Here is a 20,260-nt window from a genome sequence, read left to right on the forward strand (position 1 = left end):
GGTCCGGGAGGGTGCGGGGCTCACTTGCCGTACTTGAGGTATTTGAACCTGGGATCGTCAGGCGGCCCGGAAAGCGGCGAGCCTTCCTCCTGCCAAGGCTGCCACTGCACCACCTCCTCCATCTTCTTCGCCAGGGCGAAATCGCTTTCCGTGATGCCGTCGGCCCGGTGGGTCCGCAGCTTCACGATCACGAAGGCGAAGGACACGGTCAGATCGGGGTGATGGAAGGCCGCCTCCGCCAGGTGCCCCACCGTATTGACCACCATCAAGGTGGACTTCCAGTTGTGGGTCTTGAATTTACGGCGAATCCAGCCATCCTCGTAATACCAGTGGGGCAGCTCCTCCTCCAGCCGTTGCCGGACCTCTTCCTCGCTGTATACGGGCTCATCGCTCATGGGAGCATCCTCCCTGCGGTTACGCGTCCATGTGCACCCTTTCGTGCAATGGCCATTCCATTGCATTATGGAGCACGCGAGGGGAATAGCGTAAATCCAGTGTAACGCGCATGACACACTCTGACGCCGGACTGCACCACCATACAGACAGGCCGACGGTGAACGCTTGCCTCGCAGGCCGTTGAACCCCGGCACGGAGTTTGCGTCTTATCACTGGATAACTTATGCGATTCAAGGGCCCATCACGGGCTTCCTATCCCTAGCAGGGGGCGAAGTTGGCAAATTCCAAAACCGGTACCGACCTCAAACGGCCGCGTCCTTTCCCGAAGGGCCGCCCTACCGAGCCACAGGCCCAGGAAGCGGTGGAAGCGCTGATCGGAGCGGACCCGCGCGAGGCTGACCGGGTACTCGAATACCTACATCGAATTCAGGACCGCTTCGGCCACGTCTCCGCCCAGCACGTGGTGGCCCTGGCGCGTGTCCTGAATCTGGCGCATACCGAAGTCTACGAAGTGGCCTCGTTCTACGACCGCTTCGATATCGTCAAGGAGAACGAGGAGCCTCCCCCGCCGGTGACCATCCAGGTGTGCGACTCGGTAGCCTGCGACATGGCGGGTGCCGGCCCTCTCATGGAAGCCCTCGCCAACCGCCTGGAAGGCGAGGTCCGGGTGGAGCGCGCCCCGTGCGTGGGGCTGTGCGCCGAGGCCCCCGTGGCCGTGGCCGGACGGCGGCAGATCGGGCACGCGGACACCGAAAAGGTAGTGAATGCCCTGCAGGAAGGGCAGCTTGAGCCCGAGGTACCCGACTACACCGATTACCAGGCCTATGTGGCCGACGGCGGCTACCGGATCTTCCGCGAGGTGGCGGCGGGCGAGCGCAGCTCCGACGCGGTCATCGACGAGATCGAAGCCGCCGGCCTGCGCGGCCTGGGCGGAGCGGGCTTCCCCGCCGCCATCAAATGGCGCACCGTCCGCGACCAGCCCGGCACGGCGCTGGTAGCCATCAATATCGACGAATCCGAGCCGGGAACCTTCAAGGACCGCTACTACCTGCAGCGCGATCCGCACCGGTTCCTGGAAGGCGCGCTGATCGCCGCCCACGCGGTGGGCGCCAACGGTGTCTACCTCTATCTCCGGGACGAGTACGACGAGGGCCACCGGATCCTCAACCAGGAGATCGCCGCCCTGCAGGCCGATCCGCCGGCCGACCTTCCGCCGATCCAGCTCCGGCGGGGTGCCGGCGCCTACATCTGCGGCGAGGAATCCGCCATGGTCGAGTCCATCGAGGGCCATCGCGGCATGCCCCGCCTGCGGCCGCCCCTGGTGGCTCAGGTGGGCCTGTTCGGTGCGCCGACCCTGGAACAGAACATGGAAACCATGCACTGGGTGCGCGACATCCTCGAGCAGGGCTCGGACTGGTACAAGGGCCACGGCCGCAACGGGCGCAGCGGTCTGCGTACCTTCTCCGTGAGTGGCAGGGTGCAGAATCCGGGCGTCCACCAGGCCCCGGCCGGCATCACGCTCAACGAGCTCATCGAAGAGCATTGTGGCGGCATGCTCCCGGGGCATCAGCTCTACGGCTACCTGGTCGGCGGCGCCTCGGGCGGTATCCTGCCCGCCAGCCTCGCGGACGTTCCGCTGGATTTTGATACCCTGCAGGAGCATGGCTGCTTCATCGGATCGTTCGCCATCGTCGTGCTGTCCGATCATGACACCGCCCGCCATGCGGCTTTGAACGCCATGCGGTTCTTCGCCGACGAGTCCTGCGGCAAGTGCACTCCCTGCCGGGTGGGAACCGCGAAGGCCTCCTACCTCATGGCGGAGCCGGAGTGGAACGAGGAACTCCTGAGCGAACTGGCCGACTCCATGGTGGATGCTTCCATCTGCGGCCTCGGACAGGCTGCGCCGAATCCACTGAACAGCGTGCTGAAGTACTTCCGTGAGGAGCTCGACAATGGGCGTTAAACCAATATATTACACTCGCCCGGAAACCACCCCGCCGAAGGATGGCGACCCGGTGACCTTTACGCTCAACGGGGAAACCCTGGTTGCCGAGCCCGGCGAGACCATTCTGCAAGCGGCCCAGCGGTACGGCACCGAGATCCCGTACCTCTGCTACCACGACAACCTGCGCGCCGACGGCAACTGCCGGTCCTGCGTCGTGGAGGTGGAGGGCGAGCGGGTGCTGGCCCCCTCCTGCTGCCGTGCCCCCAAGGAGGGCATGAATGTCCATTCCGACAGCGAGCGGGCCCGCAAATCGCAGCGCATGGTCCTCGAGCTGCTGCTCGCCGATCAGGGGCCGGCGGAGTACACCAAGCACAGCGAGCTCACCTACTGGGCGGAGAAGCTCGGAGTCGCCGAATCCCGTTTCCCCGCGGAGAAGAGCGCCGAATCGGACAGCTCCAACCCGGCCATCTCGGTCAACCTGGATGCCTGTATTCAGTGCACCCGCTGCGTCCGCGCCTGCCGTGAGGAGCAGGAAAACGACGTGATCGGCTACGCCTTCCGGGGCAACGAGGCGGAGATCGTCTTCGACCTGGGCGACCCCATGGGCGAGAGCACCTGCGTGAGCTGCGGCGAGTGCGTCCAGGTTTGCCCCACCGGGGCCCTGATGCCGCAGTCGGCGGTCGGCGAGGACGAATCCGAGAAGGACGTGGAGTCGGTCTGCCCGTACTGCGGCGTGGGCTGCCTGCTCACCTACCACGTCAAGGACGACAAGATCCAGTGGACGGACGGCCGCGACGGGCCCTCCAACCACAACCGCCTGTGCGTCAAGGGGCGCTATGGCTATGACTACTCCCGGAGCCCCGAGCGGCTCACCAAGCCGCTGATCCGGCGCGAAGACGCTCCGAAGGAGGCCGATCCCCAGATCGATCCGGCCAACCCCTATACCCACTTCCGGGAGGCCACCTGGGAGGAAGCCCTGGACCGCGCTGGCTACGACCTGCGCAATATCCGGGACAAGTACGGCTCCCAGGCCCTGGCGGGATTCGGCTCCGCCAAGGGCAGCAACGAGGAGGCCTACCTCTTCCAGAAGCTGGTCCGGACCGGCTTCGGGACCAATAACGTGGATCACTGCACCCGGCTGTGCCACGCCTCCTCGGTGAAGGCCATGCTGGAGATGATCGGCACCGGCGGCATCACCAACCAAGTGGAGGACGTCGCCCGGGCCGAGGTGATCGTGGTGATCGGCGCCAACCCGCCGGTCAACCACCCGGTGGCCTCCAGCTTCATGAAGAACGCCGCCCAGAACGGCAAGAAGCTGATCCTCATCGACCCGCGGCGCACGGACATGGCTCCGCACGCAGATTACATGCTCCAGTTCCAGCCCGACACGGACGTGGCCCTGCTCAACTCCATGATGGCCGCCATCCTCGAGGAGGGGCTGGTGGACGAGGAGTTCATCCGCAGCCATACCTCGGGCTTCGAGGCCCTGCAGGAGCACCTGGCCGCCTACAGCCCGGATCACATGGAGCCCATCACCGGGATCCCCGCGGAGACCATCCGGGAGGTGAGCAGGCTCTACGCCACCTCCGAGGGCTCCATGATCTTCTGGGGCATGGGCGTTTCCCAGCACAGCCACGGCACGGACAACGCCCGGGCCCTCATCGACCTGGCCCTCATGACCGGCCAGATCGGGCGCCCCGGCACCGGGCTTCACCCCCTGCGCGGCCAGAACAACGTCCAGGGCGCTTCCGACGCCGGCCTGATTCCCATGGTCTATCCGGACTACCAGCCGGTGAACGATACGGCGACCCAGGAGAAATTCGAGCAGTTCTGGGGCAGCAAGCTCGATGACCAGCTTGGCCTGACCGCGGTCGAGATCTTCAACGAGGCCCATGAAGGCAACATCAAGGGCATGTACATCATGGGCGAGAACCCGGCCATGTCGGACCCCAACCTCCGGCATTCGCGGGAATCCCTGGTGCACCTGGAGAACCTCACCGTCCAGGACCTGTTCCTGACCGAGACGGCCTTCTACGCCGACGTGGTGCTGCCGGCCTCGGCCTTCCAGGAGAAGCTCGGCACCTATACCAACACGGATCGCCGCGTGCAGATGGGCCGCCCGGCCCTCTCCCTGCCCGGTGACGCCCGGCAGGACCTGGACCTGATCCAGGAAATCGCCCGCCGATTGGGCCTGGATTGGAACTATTCCGGTCCCCGGGAGGTCTGGGAAGAGATGCGGCAGTGCATGCCCTCCATCGCCGGCATGAGCTGGGAGCGACTGGACCGGGAGGACTCCATCACCTACCCCTGCCCCACCGAGGATCATCCGGGAACGCCCATTTTGTTCCTGGACAAGACCTTCTGGACGCAGGACGGCAAGGCGCACTTCCAGACCGCCGACTTCACCCGGGCCAAGGAGCTCCCGGACGACGAATATCCGTTCGTCCTGATCACCGGTCGCCAGCTGGAGCATTGGCATACCGGCTCCATGACCCGTCGGACCCAGGTGCTCAACGCCATCGAGCCCATGGCCACCCTGAGCATGCACCCGGAGGACCTGCGGCAGATGGGCCTGCAGCCGGGAGACAAGGTCCGGACCTACAGTCGGCGGGGATCCGTCGATCTGGCCACCCGTGCCGACGACGGCCTGCACCGTGGCCAGGTCTTCCTGCCCTTCGCCTATCACGAAGCGGCGGCGAACCTGCTGACCACGGATGTTCTGGATCCGGATGCCAAGATCCCCGAGTTCAAGTACTGCGCCGTGCAGATTCAGCCCTCTGCGGAACAGGACCTGCACTTGACCCCCGAGGAGCCAACCGTGCAGACGGGCTGACGGGGACGCATCCCATTCGGATGGAGGTCAGGAGGCGGTCCCGGCACAAGCTCGGGACCGTCCTCGTTTGTAGCTCTTGTAATCTGAACCCCGTACAAATGCGAAACGACTGCGCCGCGAGCGCCTGTAAAGAAAGAACGCGCCAACCACAATCCACAAACCAACCAGGAAATCGCTTCTATGGCCCAGCCTAAAAAACCCGCACCTTCCCCCTACGGTGAAGGCGATGAACGTCACCAGATCGTCGTCGTGGGCGGAGGCGCCGGAGGAATGGAGCTTGCCTCCCAGCTCGGCAACAAGCTGAAGAATTCCTCCCACGCCGCCGTAACCCTCGTGGACGGTGCCCTGACCCACCTCTGGAAGCCCCTGCTGCACGAGGTGGCCGCAGGCACCCTGGACTCCCAGGGCGACGCGGTGGACTTCCTCGCCCTGGGGGCCATGCACGGCTACCGTTTCCGGATGGGCCGCATGAACGGGCTGGACCGGGAAAACCAGGAGATCCGCCTGGCGCCCATCTGCAATGATGACGGCTGGGAGGTGGTTCCCGCGCGCCGCTTCCGCTACGACACCCTGATCATCTCCGTTGGCTCCGTGACCAACGACCTGGGGCTGGAAGGCGTGCGGGAGCACTGCCACTTCCTCGACCACCGCGACGAGGCGGACAAGTTCCACCGGGTCTTCCTGGAGCAGTTCCTCCATGCCCAGACCCAGGAGGAAACGCCGCACGAAGGCCAGCTCAACGTGGCCATCGTGGGTGCGGGCGCAACGGGAATCGAGCTGGCGGCCGAGCTCAACTATGCCGCCCAGCAGTTCGTGGAGTACGGGCTGGACCGCATCACGCCCGAACGGCACATGCGCATCACCATCCTCGAGGCCGCGGACCGCATCCTCCCCGCCCTTCCCGGACGGGTGGCGAAGCAGACCCGGAAGCAGCTCGAGGACCTCGGCATCGAGATCGTCACCGGCGAGGCCGCCGAGAAGATCACCGCGGAAGGCATTACCACGCAATCGGGCCGCTATATACCGGCACGCATGAAGGTCTGGGCGGCCGGCATCAAGGCCCCGGACTTCCTCAGCGAGCTGGAAGGACTGGAAACCAACCGGCGCAACCAGCTAGTGGTGGACCAGACCCTGCAGACCAGCGACCCCAACATCTTCGCCATGGGGGACTGCGCCCAGTGTCCGTGGCCCGAGAAGGAGACTTCCGTTCCGCCACGCGCGCAGGCGGCCCACCAGCAGGCAACCACTCTGCTGCGCACCGCACAGAACCGCTTGAAGGGCAAGCCGCCGGCGGAATTCCATTACCACGACCACGGGTCGCTGATTAACCTGAGCCATTACAATACCGTCGGTAACCTGATGGGTAATCTGGCCGGCTCTATCACCATCGAGGGATGGGCCGCTCGGGTAGCGTACCGATCCCTGTACCGCATGCATCAGCGTGTGCTGTACGGCACGCTGCGTACGGGAATCGCCATCATGGGGGACTGGATCGGGCATCGCCATCGTCCCCGCCTCAAGCTCCACTAGCTCCGGCTTTCTTGGAGCCTTCCCAGACTGGACGCTTGGTCAAAGGGAGACTCCGAAAGCCGGACCCATAAAGAAGGCGATGCGGGGATATCCCGCATCGCCTTTTTCTTTGCCCGCTGGCCGCATCCGCGTGCGGTCAGGAGTACACGGCAAACTGCCGGGAGATGAGCACCACCGCGATACCCAGTGCGATGGCCACATAGGGCAGATAACCGGCGCGGAGCTGCACCTTCTCCTCGGCCTGAAGCTCCTTCTGCTCGGCCTCAGGGAACTTGCCACCGTCCTGGATGTAGTGCCGGAACCAGAAAACCGGCAGGATCAGCGCGGCGAAGACCACACTGGCCAACAGGGTGTTCTCGCCCCAGACGCCGGAGCCCACCCCGAGCAGCACGGCGTTCACGAAGGACAGGACCACGCCCACGCCGAGCAGCCAGGTGGGGCAGCGGAACGGGCGATACCAGTCGGGGCGGTCCAGGCGGTGGATCCAGCCCGCGTTCAGATTGAGGAAGTTGAAGATGATATAGGTAACGTTGGACGCCGCCAGCAGGAACACGTAGTTGGACATCAGCAGCAGAATGAGATTGAAGCCGAGGTCCGTCCACATGGCATTGGTGGGGGCGCCATGCTGGTTGGCCTTGCCCAGGTACCGCGGCAGCCAGCCGTCCAGACCGCCCTGGTACAGGGTCCGGGAGGAGCCCGCCATGGAAGTCATGATGGCCAGGAGCAAGGCCAGGATCAGCATCACCACCAGGATATTCTGGATGACGGCACCGCCGCCCACCATTTCCGACATGGCCGCCGCCACACCCGTACCGTCGGCGATCCGGGGCGCGACCAGCCCTTCCGGCCCGAAGAATCCCTGGAAGGAGAAAGGCACCAGCGTGTACACGGCGATGCAGAGCAGACCGGAATAAAAGATGGACTTGAAGGTGTCCTTCTCCGGCTCCTTGAACTCGCGCGTGTAGCAGACGGCCGTCTCGAAGGCGTAGGCCGACCAGGCGGCGATGAACAGTCCGCCCATGAACAGCGTCCAGCCGTGGGCATCCCAGGAGCCCGGCACCACCTCGCCGCCGGCGGTCACCGTTTCCAGGGGCACGAAAGGCGCGAAGTTCTGGCTGGGGATGTCGCCGGTGATCAGCGGAACCAAGCCCACCAGCAGCAGCGGGATCAGGGCCGAGAGGGCGGCGATCTTCTGCAGCTTGGCGGCCCGCAGGATGCCGTGGTGCTGCATGCCGAACACCACCAGCAGGACCAAGGCGCCGAGAATGAACTGGGCATTGATCCGGAGAGTGAGGCCCTCCTTGATCCAGGCCAGATTCACCAGGGTCATGGACCAGGTGTTGATGACGGCGTCGGCCGGGAACAGTCCGGTCAGGATATAACCCGCCGCAAGGCCGGTACCGATGGCCAGCACGGGACTCCAGGCGAACCAGTTGCACCAGACCGAAAGGGGGGCGATCAGCTTACTGTATCGTACCCAGGCCATGGCGCCGTAAACGGAGGCGCCTCCGGATTTTTCCGGGTACATCCCGGCGATTTCCGCATAAGTGAACGCTTGCAAAAACCCGAACAATACGGACAAGAACCAGACCAGGGGAGAGGGGGCTCCCACGGTGGCCGAAATGGCTCCAATGGAGAACAGGACAAGGGCGGGAACGCCGCTTGCCACCCAGAAGGCGTGCGTCCAGCTAATTGTGCGGTGTAACTCATGGGCCTCCCCCGAAGGGGCTGCGACTGTTGGGCCCGCTACAGTTTCGCTGGCCATATTCTTCTCCCTGAATTAAACAGACATATTGCGCTGCTCTTCCCTTTCCGAGCCCTCCGAAATTGTTCCGGGCGGTTGGCCATTTCCTAAATTTATGCTAATATTCAAGCATAGCCATGCGCTTAGGCTCGGGAAGAGAAAACCCTGATTGTTTTCCGCTTTACGATTCCGCGCTTGGCTTATCCTCCTTTAACCCGCAGGGGATGTGTGGGGGATTCCGGGGATGCCGGCATGCACGCGCCCTCGTGCATGCCGGCCGCCGCCCCCGGATCCGTTACGGTTGATTGCTCCCGTTCCCTCCTTTGCCAATGGCCACATTCGTCCATCCAGCACCAAGCCGATCTAGTGCTTGCCCCCGCCGGCACCCGAACCCTCCTCGCTGCCGATAACGGCCCGCAGGGCGGCGCGTAGCTGCTCCACCCGCTGCTCCGGGGTCGGCCCCGACGCGGAGGCTTTCTCGTCCTGCAAGGCATCCGGATTGTCGTCCAGGCATTGCAGGAGACGCCTGGAAGCGTCGATCAGCTCGACGATCCGGGTTTCCGCCTCGATGTAATCCGCAAGCTCTCCTGGCGTTTTCGCGCCTTCGGAAGTGGTGATTTCCCGCCTCCCGTTCAGAATCACCTCCGCGGCCCGCATGGCCCCCGGGGCATGGACACTCATAACCATCCTCCTGGCAGGATCGGAGATCGCCTCCGGTCCATGGCTTCCTGATTCAGCATCCGCCCTGGTTATCCATTTCTCCCCCTTGGGGCTCGGGATGGATTTCCAGCGTGGTTCCCGTCATCGGCACGGCCCGGATATCGGTCTCAACGGTCCACCCCCGTTCGCCATGGAACAGGAATACGCTGCGACCCAGATAGCGGGCATGATCACGCGCGCGTTGGACCTCCTTCTCGGGAGGCTCCAGCGGACCGGAAAGCTCCCAATTAGCCACGCCGGGTCTCCCCGCCCTGACCGGGCTCGCTTTTGCACGGCCGCATCGCGGCCCGTTGGATTCTGGAGCAGCCCGTAAACCGATCGCGCTCCCCGCAACCGTTTAAGAAGCCAATATTCAGTAATTCCAGCAATAAAAACCCGCTTGATCACTATGGCCGTATGTTCTGATGCAATCTGCACCGTCCACCTACAAAACTTTCACAGGAAATATGAAAACTTATATCCGGCATTTGGGGTAGCAGGATTACCCAATAGGGGATAGCACCAGGTAAATATTGCACAAAAAATTTCTTGCTGATAATGAACTCGAGTCCATATTTTAATCACAAACACCTTCTAGAAGGCCGGGATGCCGGCATTTATTATAATAATTTGCAAAAATTTTTACTAAAGTTAAACTCCCGGCTTCAGAACGATCCGAATTCTTCTTCCGGGGATAGCAAACGAGGAATGCGCGGAAAGACCAATAGAAACAATTCCTATCCGCTGCCGGGAAACCGCAACCGGCCGGATTTCCTGATTCTTGGCGGCGGGCTCATGGGCTCCCCAGCGCCCGGGAGCCTCGCAGCCGCTATCCGGACGCCACAATCTGCATGCTGGAAGGGGCGACGCCATACAGACCTCCGACGGGACATTCCAGCCCGGATACGTGGGCAATGCCGCCGGGCTGTATGCCCACCGCATAGCCCGGACTCCGGCTTTTCAGGGAACCATTAATTGCCCCCGTCAAGGGCCCCTACCCAATTCAGATGGAATACAACAGCGAAAGACCCCACACACCCCGCTAGACCAGCAGGCCCCGCGGAATGCAAATTGGCGGCTGTCTTTTAAGCCGGTGTCCACTGCGGCTTGACCAGAACAAAAAAAATGCCCGTACCGGGGGACCCGGTACGGGCGTTCCTGGCGAATATATCGCAGGTTCGTCGCTACATTAAGCGATCACGCCGCACTTGCGGCACGCGAGTTACGGCTGTTACGCCTTGGCAGCGACATCCGGCCCGACGCCCAACTGGCCCTTGTCGCCCTGAGGAGCCTCCGAACCCTGCCCGGTCGGATACTCAAGGCTGGGGGCGACATCCGGCTCAATGCCCCACTTGACCTTGTCGAGGCCTTCGGCCTGATCCTCGTCGGAAACCCGGAGCCCCGTCGTACGCTCAAGGACGAAGGACAGCACGAGGGCAGTGACCACACCAAGCCCGATGGAAACCAGCACGCCCACGATCTGCATCAGGACGCCGATCTCGCCGTGCTGGAAGGCGTATGGCCCCTCCTCGATGCCGATGTAGCCGCCACGTGGCGTGCCTGCCTCGAGCAAGCCGACCATGATCAATCCGTACGCACCGGCGCCGCCCAGCACAGGGATGATCTTGTGCTCATCGATGTTCCGTTTCAGCATGAACTCATACACCGCATAGGAGACGATCGGCGCCCCCATGGCGACCAGGAACACTTCCCAGGGGACATAGACGTCGAATCCCGATGCGCCGGACACATACCCGGCCAAGGGACCAAGAAGGAGGTACGAGCTCTTGCCGGTGCCGTAGGCAATGATGGCACCCATGATGGCGCCGCCCGCCCAGGCTGCAGCATAATTGTTGAAGGCAATGCCGACGCTGGTCTCCGCCATGGTGGCACTCACGGCCATCGCCCCGGGGGCGACGAAGAACAGACACGACAGAATCACCATCGGCAATGCGGCGAAAATCACCATGAGACCAGTGCCGACCATCGCCATGCTCGGCGCCCGGGCCTCAGTGACCTTGGGATGCTCGCTGTACACTCCGGGCCGCGCTCCCAGTTTCGGGACGAATACCAGGGCCATGCCGGCGGTGATCAGGTAGACGAACCCGACACCGAAGAAGTCGTGGTAGCCCGCGTTGGTCAACGGACCGACGGACCCCCAGGTCCACCAGCTCAGGAGCGAGGACATGATCGTGCCGACGAAGGCCGTCACATAGAAGGCGGACGCCTTCATCCGCTCCGATACCGCAAAATGCAGGAGCACGGTGACGATGCCCGCAAAGCAGGCAAGGAAGAAAATGAAGATCTGGAAGTTATTCAAGCCCGGGAATGTAGCCGGGTCGACGTTGTGTGCCATGGAATTGGCCATCGCGCCGCCGGCCCACCAGTGCTTGATGGAGCCCATTAGCGTGCCGCCTTCCATGATGTAATACTGCGATGCCCATAGAGAAAACCCTACTAAAAAGTAGGTAGCAACACTTATAAAGAAGCCAATTATCTTCTCGACAACGGCATTAAAGCTATTCCTGCGCCGCGCACCGCCCACATCAATCATCAGGAGGCCAATCACGATAAATATCGCGCCGACGGTACCGGACGCATAGACAAGATTTTGAACAAGCATGTTTACGGTGACTTGTTCGGCGAATGGGGCTGCTGCTTCTGTAGCCACGAATATACCTCCTGGGCATATTTTCGTTTTTAGTGTTCCAAAATAATTCCGACCCCGATAACCGAACGCCGGGAGTTGGAATAGCCGGAATGCGTCAACCTCATTCCAACAATCGTTATGGATTTTCTTACATAGGGCTCTCCTCGCTCGGGATATGGATTGGCTGGGACTGGCTTGGGCATCCAGCCCCTTTCATTTTCGATCTAGCCGGCGAGCGCCCCCCTGGCACTCCCTCCGCGGTGTGTACCGAAGACCATCCATTGGCGATCACTTCTGCGGCCCGAATCGCGCCAGGGGCCTGCCACGGCCGTTGGCGCAGGGGTTGGGCTCGGGTGATCGCTTTCTGGGCAGTTGGCGTCCCTGCCGTGGTCAGGCGTGGTTCTGGTTCTGCGAAGGAAAAAGTTGCGGAAAAGCCGGGGGCCGACGTGGACAGCGCTGGGGAGAGAGGCGGGCGAACGGCTGCTTGGGAGAGTGCGAAGGACCGGGCTCCGGGATTTGCCCAGTTCGAGGGGGGTCGGGACCGGCCCGTCAAGCCGGCCTGCATCGGGCCTAACGGAGCGCTTCGGGGGGCCTTCCACCGGGATTGCGCTCCCGAACCCGTTGCGCAAAGGGGAGGCCTGGATACCACTAGGAGCCCCCCAGCCGGGCTTCCAGCCCGATTTCCAGGTCCCGGGCCCGGCCTCTGCGTTCCTGTGCAAGAGCTCCGCTCCGGGATGGCCCACCTCCTCCGGGCCCGCACACGCATTTGATTTCCTTGGAGCCATCGGTCATATGCAGAAGACCCTGTTGCGGTTGCTTGCGCCTCACTCCTTGAGCCGCAGCTTCTATCCCGCGCAAGCAAAATGAGGTATGGGAATGTGCATCCAAATTAGCGTTTTCAACATCCACCTTTTGGCATAGCTCCCTGCCTGGCGCTCAATATTCCCTTGGAGATACCCTACCTATTTGGAATAGTTCGATCCCGGTTGCGCAGTGGTGGACCCGGGGCGGGTCTTTCAGGAATGCTTTGTGCGCGAACTTACTACGCAGACGAGGGCAAGCCTCATGGCCACTGGCCCGACCGAAGGCACACGGCACCCGGATTTCCTGGTGATCGGAGGCGGCATAATGGGCTTGATGGTGGCCCGCGAGCTCCGCAGCCGCTTTCCGGATGCCGCAATCTGCCTGCTTGAGAAGGAGGGCGGGCCAGGGAAGCATGCCAGCGGCAGGAACAGCGGCGTGCTGCATGCGGGCTTCTATTACACCGCCGACAGCCTGAAAGCCCGCTTCACCCGGGAGGGGAACCGGCGAATGACGGAATATTGCCGGGAGCGGGGATTGCCCCTGAACCCTTGCGGGAAGGTGGTGGTGGCGCGCAGCGAGCGGGAGCTGGCCGGCCTCGACCTCCTCCTGGAACGGGGAACGGCCAACGGGGTCCCCCTGGAGCCCATCGATGCCGCACAGCTCCGCGAGATCGAGCCGCATGCCCGGACGGTGGAGCGCGCCCTCTGGTCGCCCACCACGTCGTCCGTGGACCCCGGCGCCGTCCTGGACGCCCTCCTCGCAGAGGTTCGCGGGGCGGGCGTGGATGTGCGGCTGGGCACCGGCTATCAAGGACGCAGGGGCGAAGCTGTACAGACCTCCCACGGGACGCTCAAGCCGGGATACGTGGTCAATGCCGCCGGTCTGTACGCCGACCGCATAGCCCGGGACTTCGGCTTCTCACAGGACCACCGCATCGTCCCCTTCAAGGGCCTCTACCTACTGCATTCCCAGGAGCGGGGCCCCCTCCGCACGAACGTCTATCCCGTCCCGGACCTGGCGACCCCCTTCCTGGGCGTCCATTTCACGGTCACAGTCTCGGGACGGGTCAAGCTCGGCCCCACGGCCATTCCCGCCCTCTGGCGGGAGCACTACAATGGCCTGCGCAATTTTCGGCTCGGCGAGCTGGCCGAAACCCTGGGCCTGGAGGCGCGGCTGCTACTCGGCAACTGGTTCAATTTCCGGTCCCTGGCCCGTCAGGAGCTCCCGAAATACAACCGCCGCAAGCTGGCCGGTCTGGCGGAGGACCTGGTTCGGGATTTCGATCCCCGGGAGTGCCGGATCCGGGGAAGACCCGGAATCCGCGCCCAGCCGGTCAACCTCGCGGAGCGCCGGCTGGAGATGGACTTCCATTTCGAGGGCGATCACCGTTCCTTTCACCTGATCAACGCCGTTTCCCCCGCTTTCACCTGCGCCTTCCCTTTCAGTGAATATCTGGTGGACCGGATGGAGCGGCTCCTCGGGAGCTCCTCAAAAGGGGGTACTGACCCCGTCTACCGGCGCGCATACCATGACTGAAGGAAGCACCCTCTACCCATCCAACGCGGCGGGAAGACCTCCCGGAAGGCTCCCGCTGCGCTCGCTTGGCGGCAGGGATCCGGTCTCCACCGCTGGAGGAAGGCATGACGGATAACGGCGATAACATCCTCAACTTCGAAGACATCCGGGCCATCGAGCAGGAATTCCTGAAATGGCAGTGCCGCATTCGTCAGCACGCGGTGCGGGAAAATGGGGGGCGCCCGGAGGAAGGCATGCAGCCGTGGGTGACCCTGGCGGACCACGAGGAGCCTGTGACCCGCATCATCACCCTCCTCATCAAGAAGCAGCCCCAGGACGACAACGCACGGCTCCAGTTCATCAACAAGAAGACCATCGACCCCCAGGAGCGCTACAAGAAGGGCCTGGAGCACCTGCAGGAATGGTTCTATCAGTATCCCGATGAATTCTCCGACCGGCTGACCGCCCTGTTCGGCCCGGAATCAGAACTGGCCGCCCGCCTGCGCCAGGACCGGCAGTGCATCCTCCACTTCGCCGATCGGCACCGCAAGTACCGCTTCCCCTGCAAGGTGACCGCTCTCAAGCCGGAGGATCCGGCCTTCGAGGCTACCTATTGGCATAACGCCCTGTTCAATCCGGAGATGCCCGCCGGCGTCCAGGTCCTCGCCTTCGATCCCTACTGGAATCGGGTGGAAGCTGACCCCGACCCCTCCGCCGCCCGCGGCTGATACCTTCCGCCCTGCCCACGGGATTCCCGGGCCGGCGCTTCGCGCCAGCGGTCCGCTCCCGCGCCCTCCGCCAAGCGCATAAAAAGCCGCCCCGTGCCGGGAGGCACGGGGCGGCTTCGAGGATGGCGCGGCAGGCGCCTAGAACTTCTTGTAGGCCTTCTTCAGGTCCACCAGGGGGTGGCGCTCGGAATTCTGGAACTTCACCAGCAGCTCACGGGCCAGCATGTCGCGGTCCTGCTGGTTGTCCGGGAGGTCCCAGTCTTCTGGCACGGTCACCCAGCCGTTGATGTTCCGGTCGAACACGGCGGGACGGCCTTCCTCGTACCCCATGTGGACGTCTTCCAGCCAGTTCAGATCCTCCCACCCCATGAAATCGATATACTTCTGCAGGAAAGGGGTAATACGGGAGTAATCGGGGAGCAGGTTCACGTCGTAGCGGTAGCCGATATGCCGGCCAATCCACTGCTCGTGCTCGCTGTCCACCCCTTCGTCACCCTTGAGGTAACGGTCGATATCCTCTTGACTCTTTTCCGTCATCGTCCAATCGCCTCCAAGGTCCGCGCCCAGGGCCCGGAGCCCGGGCACGGATCACATTCGTGGTTAAGGCCTTCGGAATGCCGGTTCAGAACCGCTTCATCTCCGGATGGCCGACGGTGTGGTTGCTGCCCGCCAGGGGCACCATGGCGATGGCCGAGGCCTCGGAGGTGAGCGCGGCCAGGTCCTCCGGCTCCAGCGAATGCACGTTGGTCTTGCCGCAGGCACGGGCGATCATCTGGCACTCGATGGCCAAGGTGTGCAGGAAGTTGTACACCCGTTCGGCCGCCTCGTCGGGATTCAGGCGCTTGCGCAGCTCGGGGTCCTGGGTGGCCACGCCCACCGGGCAGCGGCCGGTGTGGCAGTGGTAGCACCAGCCGGGCTCCACGCCCATCTCCTTGTGGAAGTCGGCCTCGGGGATGTCCTTGTTGCAGTTCAGGGCCATCATTACCGAGTGGCCGATGGCCACGGCGTCGGCACCCAGCGCCAGGGCCTTGGCCAGGTCACCGCCGTTGCGGATGCCGCCGGCATACACCAGGGAGACCTGGTCGCTCATGCCCAGGTCGTTGATGGCGCGCCGGGCCTGGCGAATGGCGGCGATACCGGGAACGCCGGTCTCCTCGGTGGCGAGGTGGGGGCCGGCGCCGGTGCCGCCTTCCATGCCGTCGATGTAGATAATGTCCGGCTGGGTCTTCACCGCCATCCGCACGTCGTCGTAGACGCGGGCCGCGCCCAGCTTGAGCTGGATGGGCGTCTTGTAGTCCGTGGCCTCGCGGATCTCCTGGATCTTCAGCGCCAGGTCGTCCGGACCGAGCCAGTCGGGGTGGCGGGCCGGGGAGCGCTGGTCGATGCCCGCGGGCAGGGAGCGCATCTCCGCCACCTGGTCGGAGACCTTCTGGCCCATGAGGTGGCCGCCCAGACCCACCTTACAGCCCTGGCCGATGAAGAACTCCACGCCGTCCGCCAGCTGCAGGTGGTGCGGGTTGAAGCCGTACCGGGACTGAATGCACTGGTAGTACCACTTCTGGGAATAGCGGCGCTCGTCGGGGATCATACCGCCCTCGCCGGAGCAGGTGGCGGTCCCCGCCATGGTGGCGCCACGGGCCAGCGCGGTCTTGGCCTCGTAGCTGAGCGCGCCGAAGCTCATGCCCGTGACGTACACGGGAATATCCAGGTTCATGGGATTGGCGCACTGCGGACCGAGTACGGTCTGGGTGTCGCACTTCTCCCGGTAGCCCTCGATCACGAAACGGGTCAACGTTCCCGGTAGGAAGGTCAGATCGTCCCAGTGCGGGATCTTCTTGAAGATCGAGAACCCGCGCATCCGGTACCGGCCGAGCTCGGACTTGACGTGGATGTCATCGATCACGTTGGGCGGGAAAACGAAGCTGTTCCCAAGCCGATAACGGTCCCGCTGCATCTGTTGCCCGACCCCCGGCTCCTCGCCCGGGACCTCTTCCGGAGATGGTTGCGGCTGTTGATTCGAAGCCATGTTTTGCACTCCTTAGCGCATTGGCAAGCTTAGAGAATCAGCTTCTTCTCGGTGGGTTCGAGGTTGTCGTAGTTCCAGAGCTTCTTACCGGAGGTAAGCTTGGTCATGTTCTCCACGCCATTCGGCGCCTCGAGCCCGTACTGACTCAGCTTGTTCTGGAGCCAATGCTTGTCCAGGTCGGTCATTTCGGTCTCGACGCAGTCCACCCCGAGATCCTTGATCTTTCCGGCCACATAGATGAGGCCGTCATACATGGTGTCGCCGAGGTTCTTGCCTGTGTCGCCGAGAATGATCATGCGGCCGCGCTGCATCATGAAGCCGGTGAAGGCCCCGGCGTCGCCGCCGACGATGATGGTCCCGCCCTTCTGGTCAATACCGGTGCGGGAGCCGACGCTGCCCTTGGCCACCAGATCACCGCCGCGCATGGCCGCACCGAAGGTGGAGCCGGCGTTCTTCTCGATGACCACCCGGCCGGACATCATGTTCTCGCCGCAGGACCAGCCCACGCGTCCGGTCACGTTCACGTTGGGGCCGTCCAGCAGACCGCAGCCGAAGTACCCCAGGCTGCCCTCGAAATTCAGGTTCAGCCGGTTCAGGAAGCCCACGCCCATTGAGTGCTTGGCGCCGGGATTCTTGATGTTGATGGTGCCGTAGCCGTCCATCATGAGCCGCTTGATCTCGCGGTTGACCTCGGTGGCGGAGAGATTCTCGGCATCGATCTCCGCCTTCTTGTCGAAGTCCACCTCGATGTCGAAGGGCTTCTGGAAGCGCTCTTCCTCGCCTTCCACCCGGAAGTACATCTGCTGGGTGCGGCCGGTGAGCTGCTCGTCATGCAGCCCCATCTCCTGGGACTTGTGCTGATCCTCTACGCGTGCCATACCCGGACCTCCTCTTCATACGGGTCAATCGTATCGATCTCGTGGGGGAAGACGCTCCGGATGGCAACCTCTTCGGAGGCCATGGCAACGAACTGATCGTCTTCGTAGAGGACCAGGGGCTTGGCGGCCATGGTGTCCTTGGCCATGCCGAGGCTGTCCGAGGTGGCCACGATGTAGGTGAACACGCCATCCAGCTCATAGATGGAACGGTTCATGGCCTCCTCGAGCTCGTCGCCCTTCTCCATCCGGTCGGCGACGAAAACGGCGATCAGCTCGGAGTCGCAGTTGGAGTGGAAGCGGTGGCCGCGATGCTCCAGGTAGCGGCGGAACTTCCAATAGTTGGTCAGCTGGCCGTTGTGCACCACGGAGACGTCGTTGTACGGGAACGCCCAGTAGGGGTGGGCCGAGGCGATGTCCACGTCCGATTCGGTGGCCATGCGGGTGTGCCCGATCCCGTGGGTTCCGGTGAAGCTGTTCAGGTTGTACTTCTCGGAAACGTCGGTGGCGGAGCCCAGGTCCTTGATGAGCTCAAGGGAATGACCGATGGAGAGGATCTCCACGTGATCATCTTGGACCCATTCGGCGAACTTGTTCATGTCGCCGTTGTAGTCGATGACATAGCGATGGGCGTAGACGGTCGGGCTGTCTTCCTCGATGATCTTGGCGCCCAGCTCGCTGAGCCGCTCCCGAACCTGCTCGGCCCGCCGCTCGATCTCCCGCTCAACGCCGTAGCCGCGGGTCAGCTCCTCGGTCTCGGCGAGCTTCAGCCGCATGACCAAGTGGTTGGCCTGCGCCGTGCCGTACAGCCCGAACCCGGAGGAATCGGGGCCCCTGTGCCAGAGCGACTGCAGCATGGAGGTCATTTCCTGACCCACATTGCCGCTCTTTCCCCTATGAATGAGTCCAGCAATGCCGCACATTCTTAGGCTCCTTGTCTATGCATTTAGTTTTCCGGCCCTCGTTACAGTCGCGGAAGGCCCTAAAGGCCGGTCCCGGCGACGGCCATGCCGGGCCGGGGCCGGCTAGTAATACCTACGGAAGGATGTCCAAGTACTCGTTCACGTCCCAGTCACTCACTTCGGAGAGGAATCGCATCCACTCGTCGTACTTGTAGTGCTGGAAGACCTTGTACATATCGCCCGGCAGGGCCGATTTGACCACTTCGTCGGCGTTGAAGGCCTCCAGCGCCTCGCCGAGGGAGAACGGCAGCTTCTCGTAGCGCCCTTCCACGTCGTCCATGTGGTCGTAGATGTTGCGCTGCTCGGGCTCGCCGGCATCGATGTCGTTCTTGATGCCGTCGTCCATGGCCTTTAGAAGGCCGGCGGACAGCAGGTACGGGTTGTGGGAGGAATCCACCACCTTGTACTCGAACCGGCCGGGGGCGGAGTTCCGGATGGAGGTGGTCCGGTTCTGGTAGCCCCAGCTGGCATAGACGGGCGCCCAGAAGCCGGTGTCCAGCAGCCGCCGGTAGGAGTTCACGGTGGGGCAGCCGAGGATGGTGAGGCCCCGGATGTGCTTGATCATGCCGCCCATGGCCTGCAGGCCCACCTTGCCGGGCATGCGGGGGTTGTCCCCCTCGGGCATGAACAGGTTCTCGCCGCCCTTGGTGTACTGGAAGTTCTCCGCCATGCCCGGGAAATCGCCGGTGTGGCCGAGGGACTTGGTCTCGGTCTCGCCGCCCTTCCACAGAGAAATGTTGGTGTGGCAGGCGGAGGCCGAGAGGTTCATGAAGGGCTTGGACATGAAGCAGGCGATTAGGCCGTGCTCCCGGGCCACCTGGGCGCAGATCTGCCGGTAGGTGGTCAGCCGGTCGGCGTTCTTCATGACATCGTCGAAGGTGAAGTTGAGCTCGAGCTGGCCGGGGGCGTCCTCATGGTCGCCCTGGATCATGTCCAGGCCCATCTTCCGCCCGTACTCGATGCACTTCATGTACACGGGGCGCAGGGACTCGAACTGGTCGATGTGGTAGCAGAAGGGGTTGCTGTACCCACCGGCCGGCTTGCCGTTCTCGTCCTTCTTCAGCCACATCATCTCCGGCTCGGTGCCGGCGCGCAGCTGCATGCCGTGTTCCTTCTGGAACTGCTCGTGGATGCGCCGCAGGTTGCCCCGGCAGTCGGAGGTCAGATAGGCCCCCGGATTCTCGGGCTCCTCCCGGCCCCGGAACAGCGTGCAGAAGACGCGGGCCACGCGGGTATCCCAGGGAAGCTGAACGAAGGTCTCCGGCTCGGGCAGCCCAACCAGCTCCCAGGCACCGGCGTCGTAGCCGATATAGTCTTCATTCCGGTCGATAAACAGGTTGGCCGTGGAGCCGTAGACCAGCTGGAAGCCGCCCTGGCAGATCCGCTCCCAATGGTCGGCAGGGGCGCCCTTGCCCATGATCCGGCCGGTGACAGACACGAACTGGTAATAGATGTACTCGATGCCCAGCTCGTCGATCTTCTTCCGGACTTCCTTTGCCTTGTCATCCCGTCCTGGGGTATTCAGGAAGTTCTCAAGATCCGTCGCCATTGCT

Annotated in this window: 15 protein-coding genes; 5 read left to right on the top strand and 10 right to left on the bottom strand. The window is 63.3% G+C overall.

What is annotated here, in order from left to right; translation table 11 throughout:
* Positions 1–20 precede the first annotated feature (20 nt).
* Positions 21–395 carry a 4a-hydroxytetrahydrobiopterin dehydratase gene (locus ACERLL_RS10205; RefSeq protein WP_373655984.1) on the bottom strand — a complete coding sequence of 125 codons (375 nt, stop codon included), beginning with the start codon at positions 393–395 and terminating at the stop codon, positions 21–23.
* A gap of 275 nt (positions 396–670) precedes the next feature.
* Here ACERLL_RS10205 and ACERLL_RS10210 point away from each other — a divergent pair, with 275 nt between their 5' ends.
* From ACERLL_RS10210 to ACERLL_RS10220, 3 genes are all read left to right on the top strand, one after another.
* Positions 671–2,359: an NAD(P)H-dependent oxidoreductase subunit E gene (locus tag ACERLL_RS10210; protein WP_373655985.1), complete on the top strand. Its 1,689-nt coding sequence runs from the start codon at positions 671–673 to the stop codon at positions 2,357–2,359.
* Entirely contained in the window at positions 2,349–5,174 is a 2,826-nt protein-coding gene (gene fdhF / locus ACERLL_RS10215; protein WP_373655986.1) for a formate dehydrogenase subunit alpha, read from the top strand. Before ACERLL_RS10210 ends, fdhF begins: the two co-directional genes overlap by 11 nt.
* A gap of 180 nt (positions 5,175–5,354) precedes the next feature.
* Positions 5,355–6,704: an NAD(P)/FAD-dependent oxidoreductase gene (locus ACERLL_RS10220; protein ID WP_373655987.1), complete on the top strand. Its 1,350-nt coding sequence runs from the start codon at positions 5,355–5,357 to the stop codon at positions 6,702–6,704.
* A gap of 136 nt (positions 6,705–6,840) precedes the next feature.
* Here the strand turns inward: ACERLL_RS10220 and ACERLL_RS10225 are convergent, their stop codons facing one another.
* The 4 genes from ACERLL_RS10225 to ACERLL_RS10240 all read right to left on the bottom strand — a co-directional run bounded on the left by ACERLL_RS10225 (position 6,841) and on the right by ACERLL_RS10240 (position 11,818).
* Complete coding sequence (locus tag ACERLL_RS10225; RefSeq protein ID WP_373655988.1) at positions 6,841–8,469, bottom strand: trimethylamine N-oxide permease; 1,629 nt, start codon at positions 8,467–8,469, stop codon at positions 6,841–6,843.
* Positions 8,470–8,811: 342 nt separating this feature from the next.
* Positions 8,812–9,129, bottom strand: coding sequence for a hypothetical protein (locus ACERLL_RS10230; RefSeq protein ID WP_373655989.1), 318 nt, complete (start codon positions 9,127–9,129; stop codon positions 8,812–8,814).
* A 52-nt stretch (positions 9,130–9,181) separates the two neighbouring features.
* Positions 9,182–9,403, bottom strand: a complete 222-nt coding sequence (locus ACERLL_RS10235) for a hypothetical protein (RefSeq protein ID WP_373655990.1) — start codon at positions 9,401–9,403, stop codon at positions 9,182–9,184.
* 975 nt (positions 9,404–10,378) lie between these two features.
* Positions 10,379–11,818, bottom strand: a complete 1,440-nt coding sequence (locus tag ACERLL_RS10240; RefSeq protein WP_373655991.1) for an ammonium transporter — start codon at positions 11,816–11,818, stop codon at positions 10,379–10,381.
* A gap of 1,044 nt (positions 11,819–12,862) precedes the next feature.
* On the opposite strand from ACERLL_RS10240, the gene lhgO reads away from it, so the two are divergent.
* The gene (lhgO, locus tag ACERLL_RS10245; RefSeq protein WP_373655992.1) at positions 12,863–14,137 is read left to right on the top strand and encodes an L-2-hydroxyglutarate oxidase; all 1,275 of its coding nucleotides are present in this window, start codon (positions 12,863–12,865) and stop codon (positions 14,135–14,137) included.
* A gap of 104 nt (positions 14,138–14,241) precedes the next feature.
* Entirely contained in the window at positions 14,242–14,844 is a 603-nt protein-coding gene (locus ACERLL_RS10250) for a hypothetical protein (RefSeq protein WP_373655993.1), read from the top strand.
* 138 nt (positions 14,845–14,982) lie between these two features.
* On the opposite strand, the gene ACERLL_RS10255 is transcribed toward ACERLL_RS10250, so the two are convergent.
* From ACERLL_RS10255 to ACERLL_RS10275, 5 genes are all read right to left on the bottom strand, one after another.
* Positions 14,983–15,381 (bottom strand): hypothetical protein, encoded by a 399-nt coding sequence (locus tag ACERLL_RS10255; protein WP_373655994.1) that lies wholly within the window; start codon positions 15,379–15,381, stop codon positions 14,983–14,985.
* An 85-nt stretch (positions 15,382–15,466) separates the two neighbouring features.
* The gene (locus ACERLL_RS10260; protein WP_373656068.1) at positions 15,467–16,798 is read right to left on the bottom strand and encodes an FMN-binding glutamate synthase family protein; all 1,332 of its coding nucleotides are present in this window, start codon (positions 16,796–16,798) and stop codon (positions 15,467–15,469) included.
* Between the two features lie 101 nt (positions 16,799–16,899).
* The gene (locus tag ACERLL_RS10265) at positions 16,900–17,748 is read right to left on the bottom strand and encodes a GltB/FmdC/FwdC-like GXGXG domain-containing protein (protein WP_373655995.1); all 849 of its coding nucleotides are present in this window, start codon (positions 17,746–17,748) and stop codon (positions 16,900–16,902) included.
* Positions 17,736–18,668 carry a class II glutamine amidotransferase domain-containing protein gene (locus ACERLL_RS10270; RefSeq protein WP_373655996.1) on the bottom strand — a complete coding sequence of 311 codons (933 nt, stop codon included), beginning with the start codon at positions 18,666–18,668 and terminating at the stop codon, positions 17,736–17,738. Before ACERLL_RS10270 ends, ACERLL_RS10265 begins: the two co-directional genes overlap by 13 nt.
* Before the next feature lie 112 nt (positions 18,669–18,780).
* On the bottom strand, positions 18,781–20,256 hold the full coding sequence (locus tag ACERLL_RS10275; protein WP_373655997.1) for a glutamine synthetase family protein: 1,476 nt from the start codon (positions 20,254–20,256) through the stop codon (positions 18,781–18,783).
* Between the last annotated feature and the right edge of the window lie 4 nt (positions 20,257–20,260).

This window comes from Thiohalorhabdus sp. Cl-TMA (assembly GCF_041821045.1).
In the GTDB taxonomy this organism is placed as follows: Bacteria; Pseudomonadota; Gammaproteobacteria; order Thiohalorhabdales; family Thiohalorhabdaceae; genus Thiohalorhabdus; species Thiohalorhabdus methylotropha.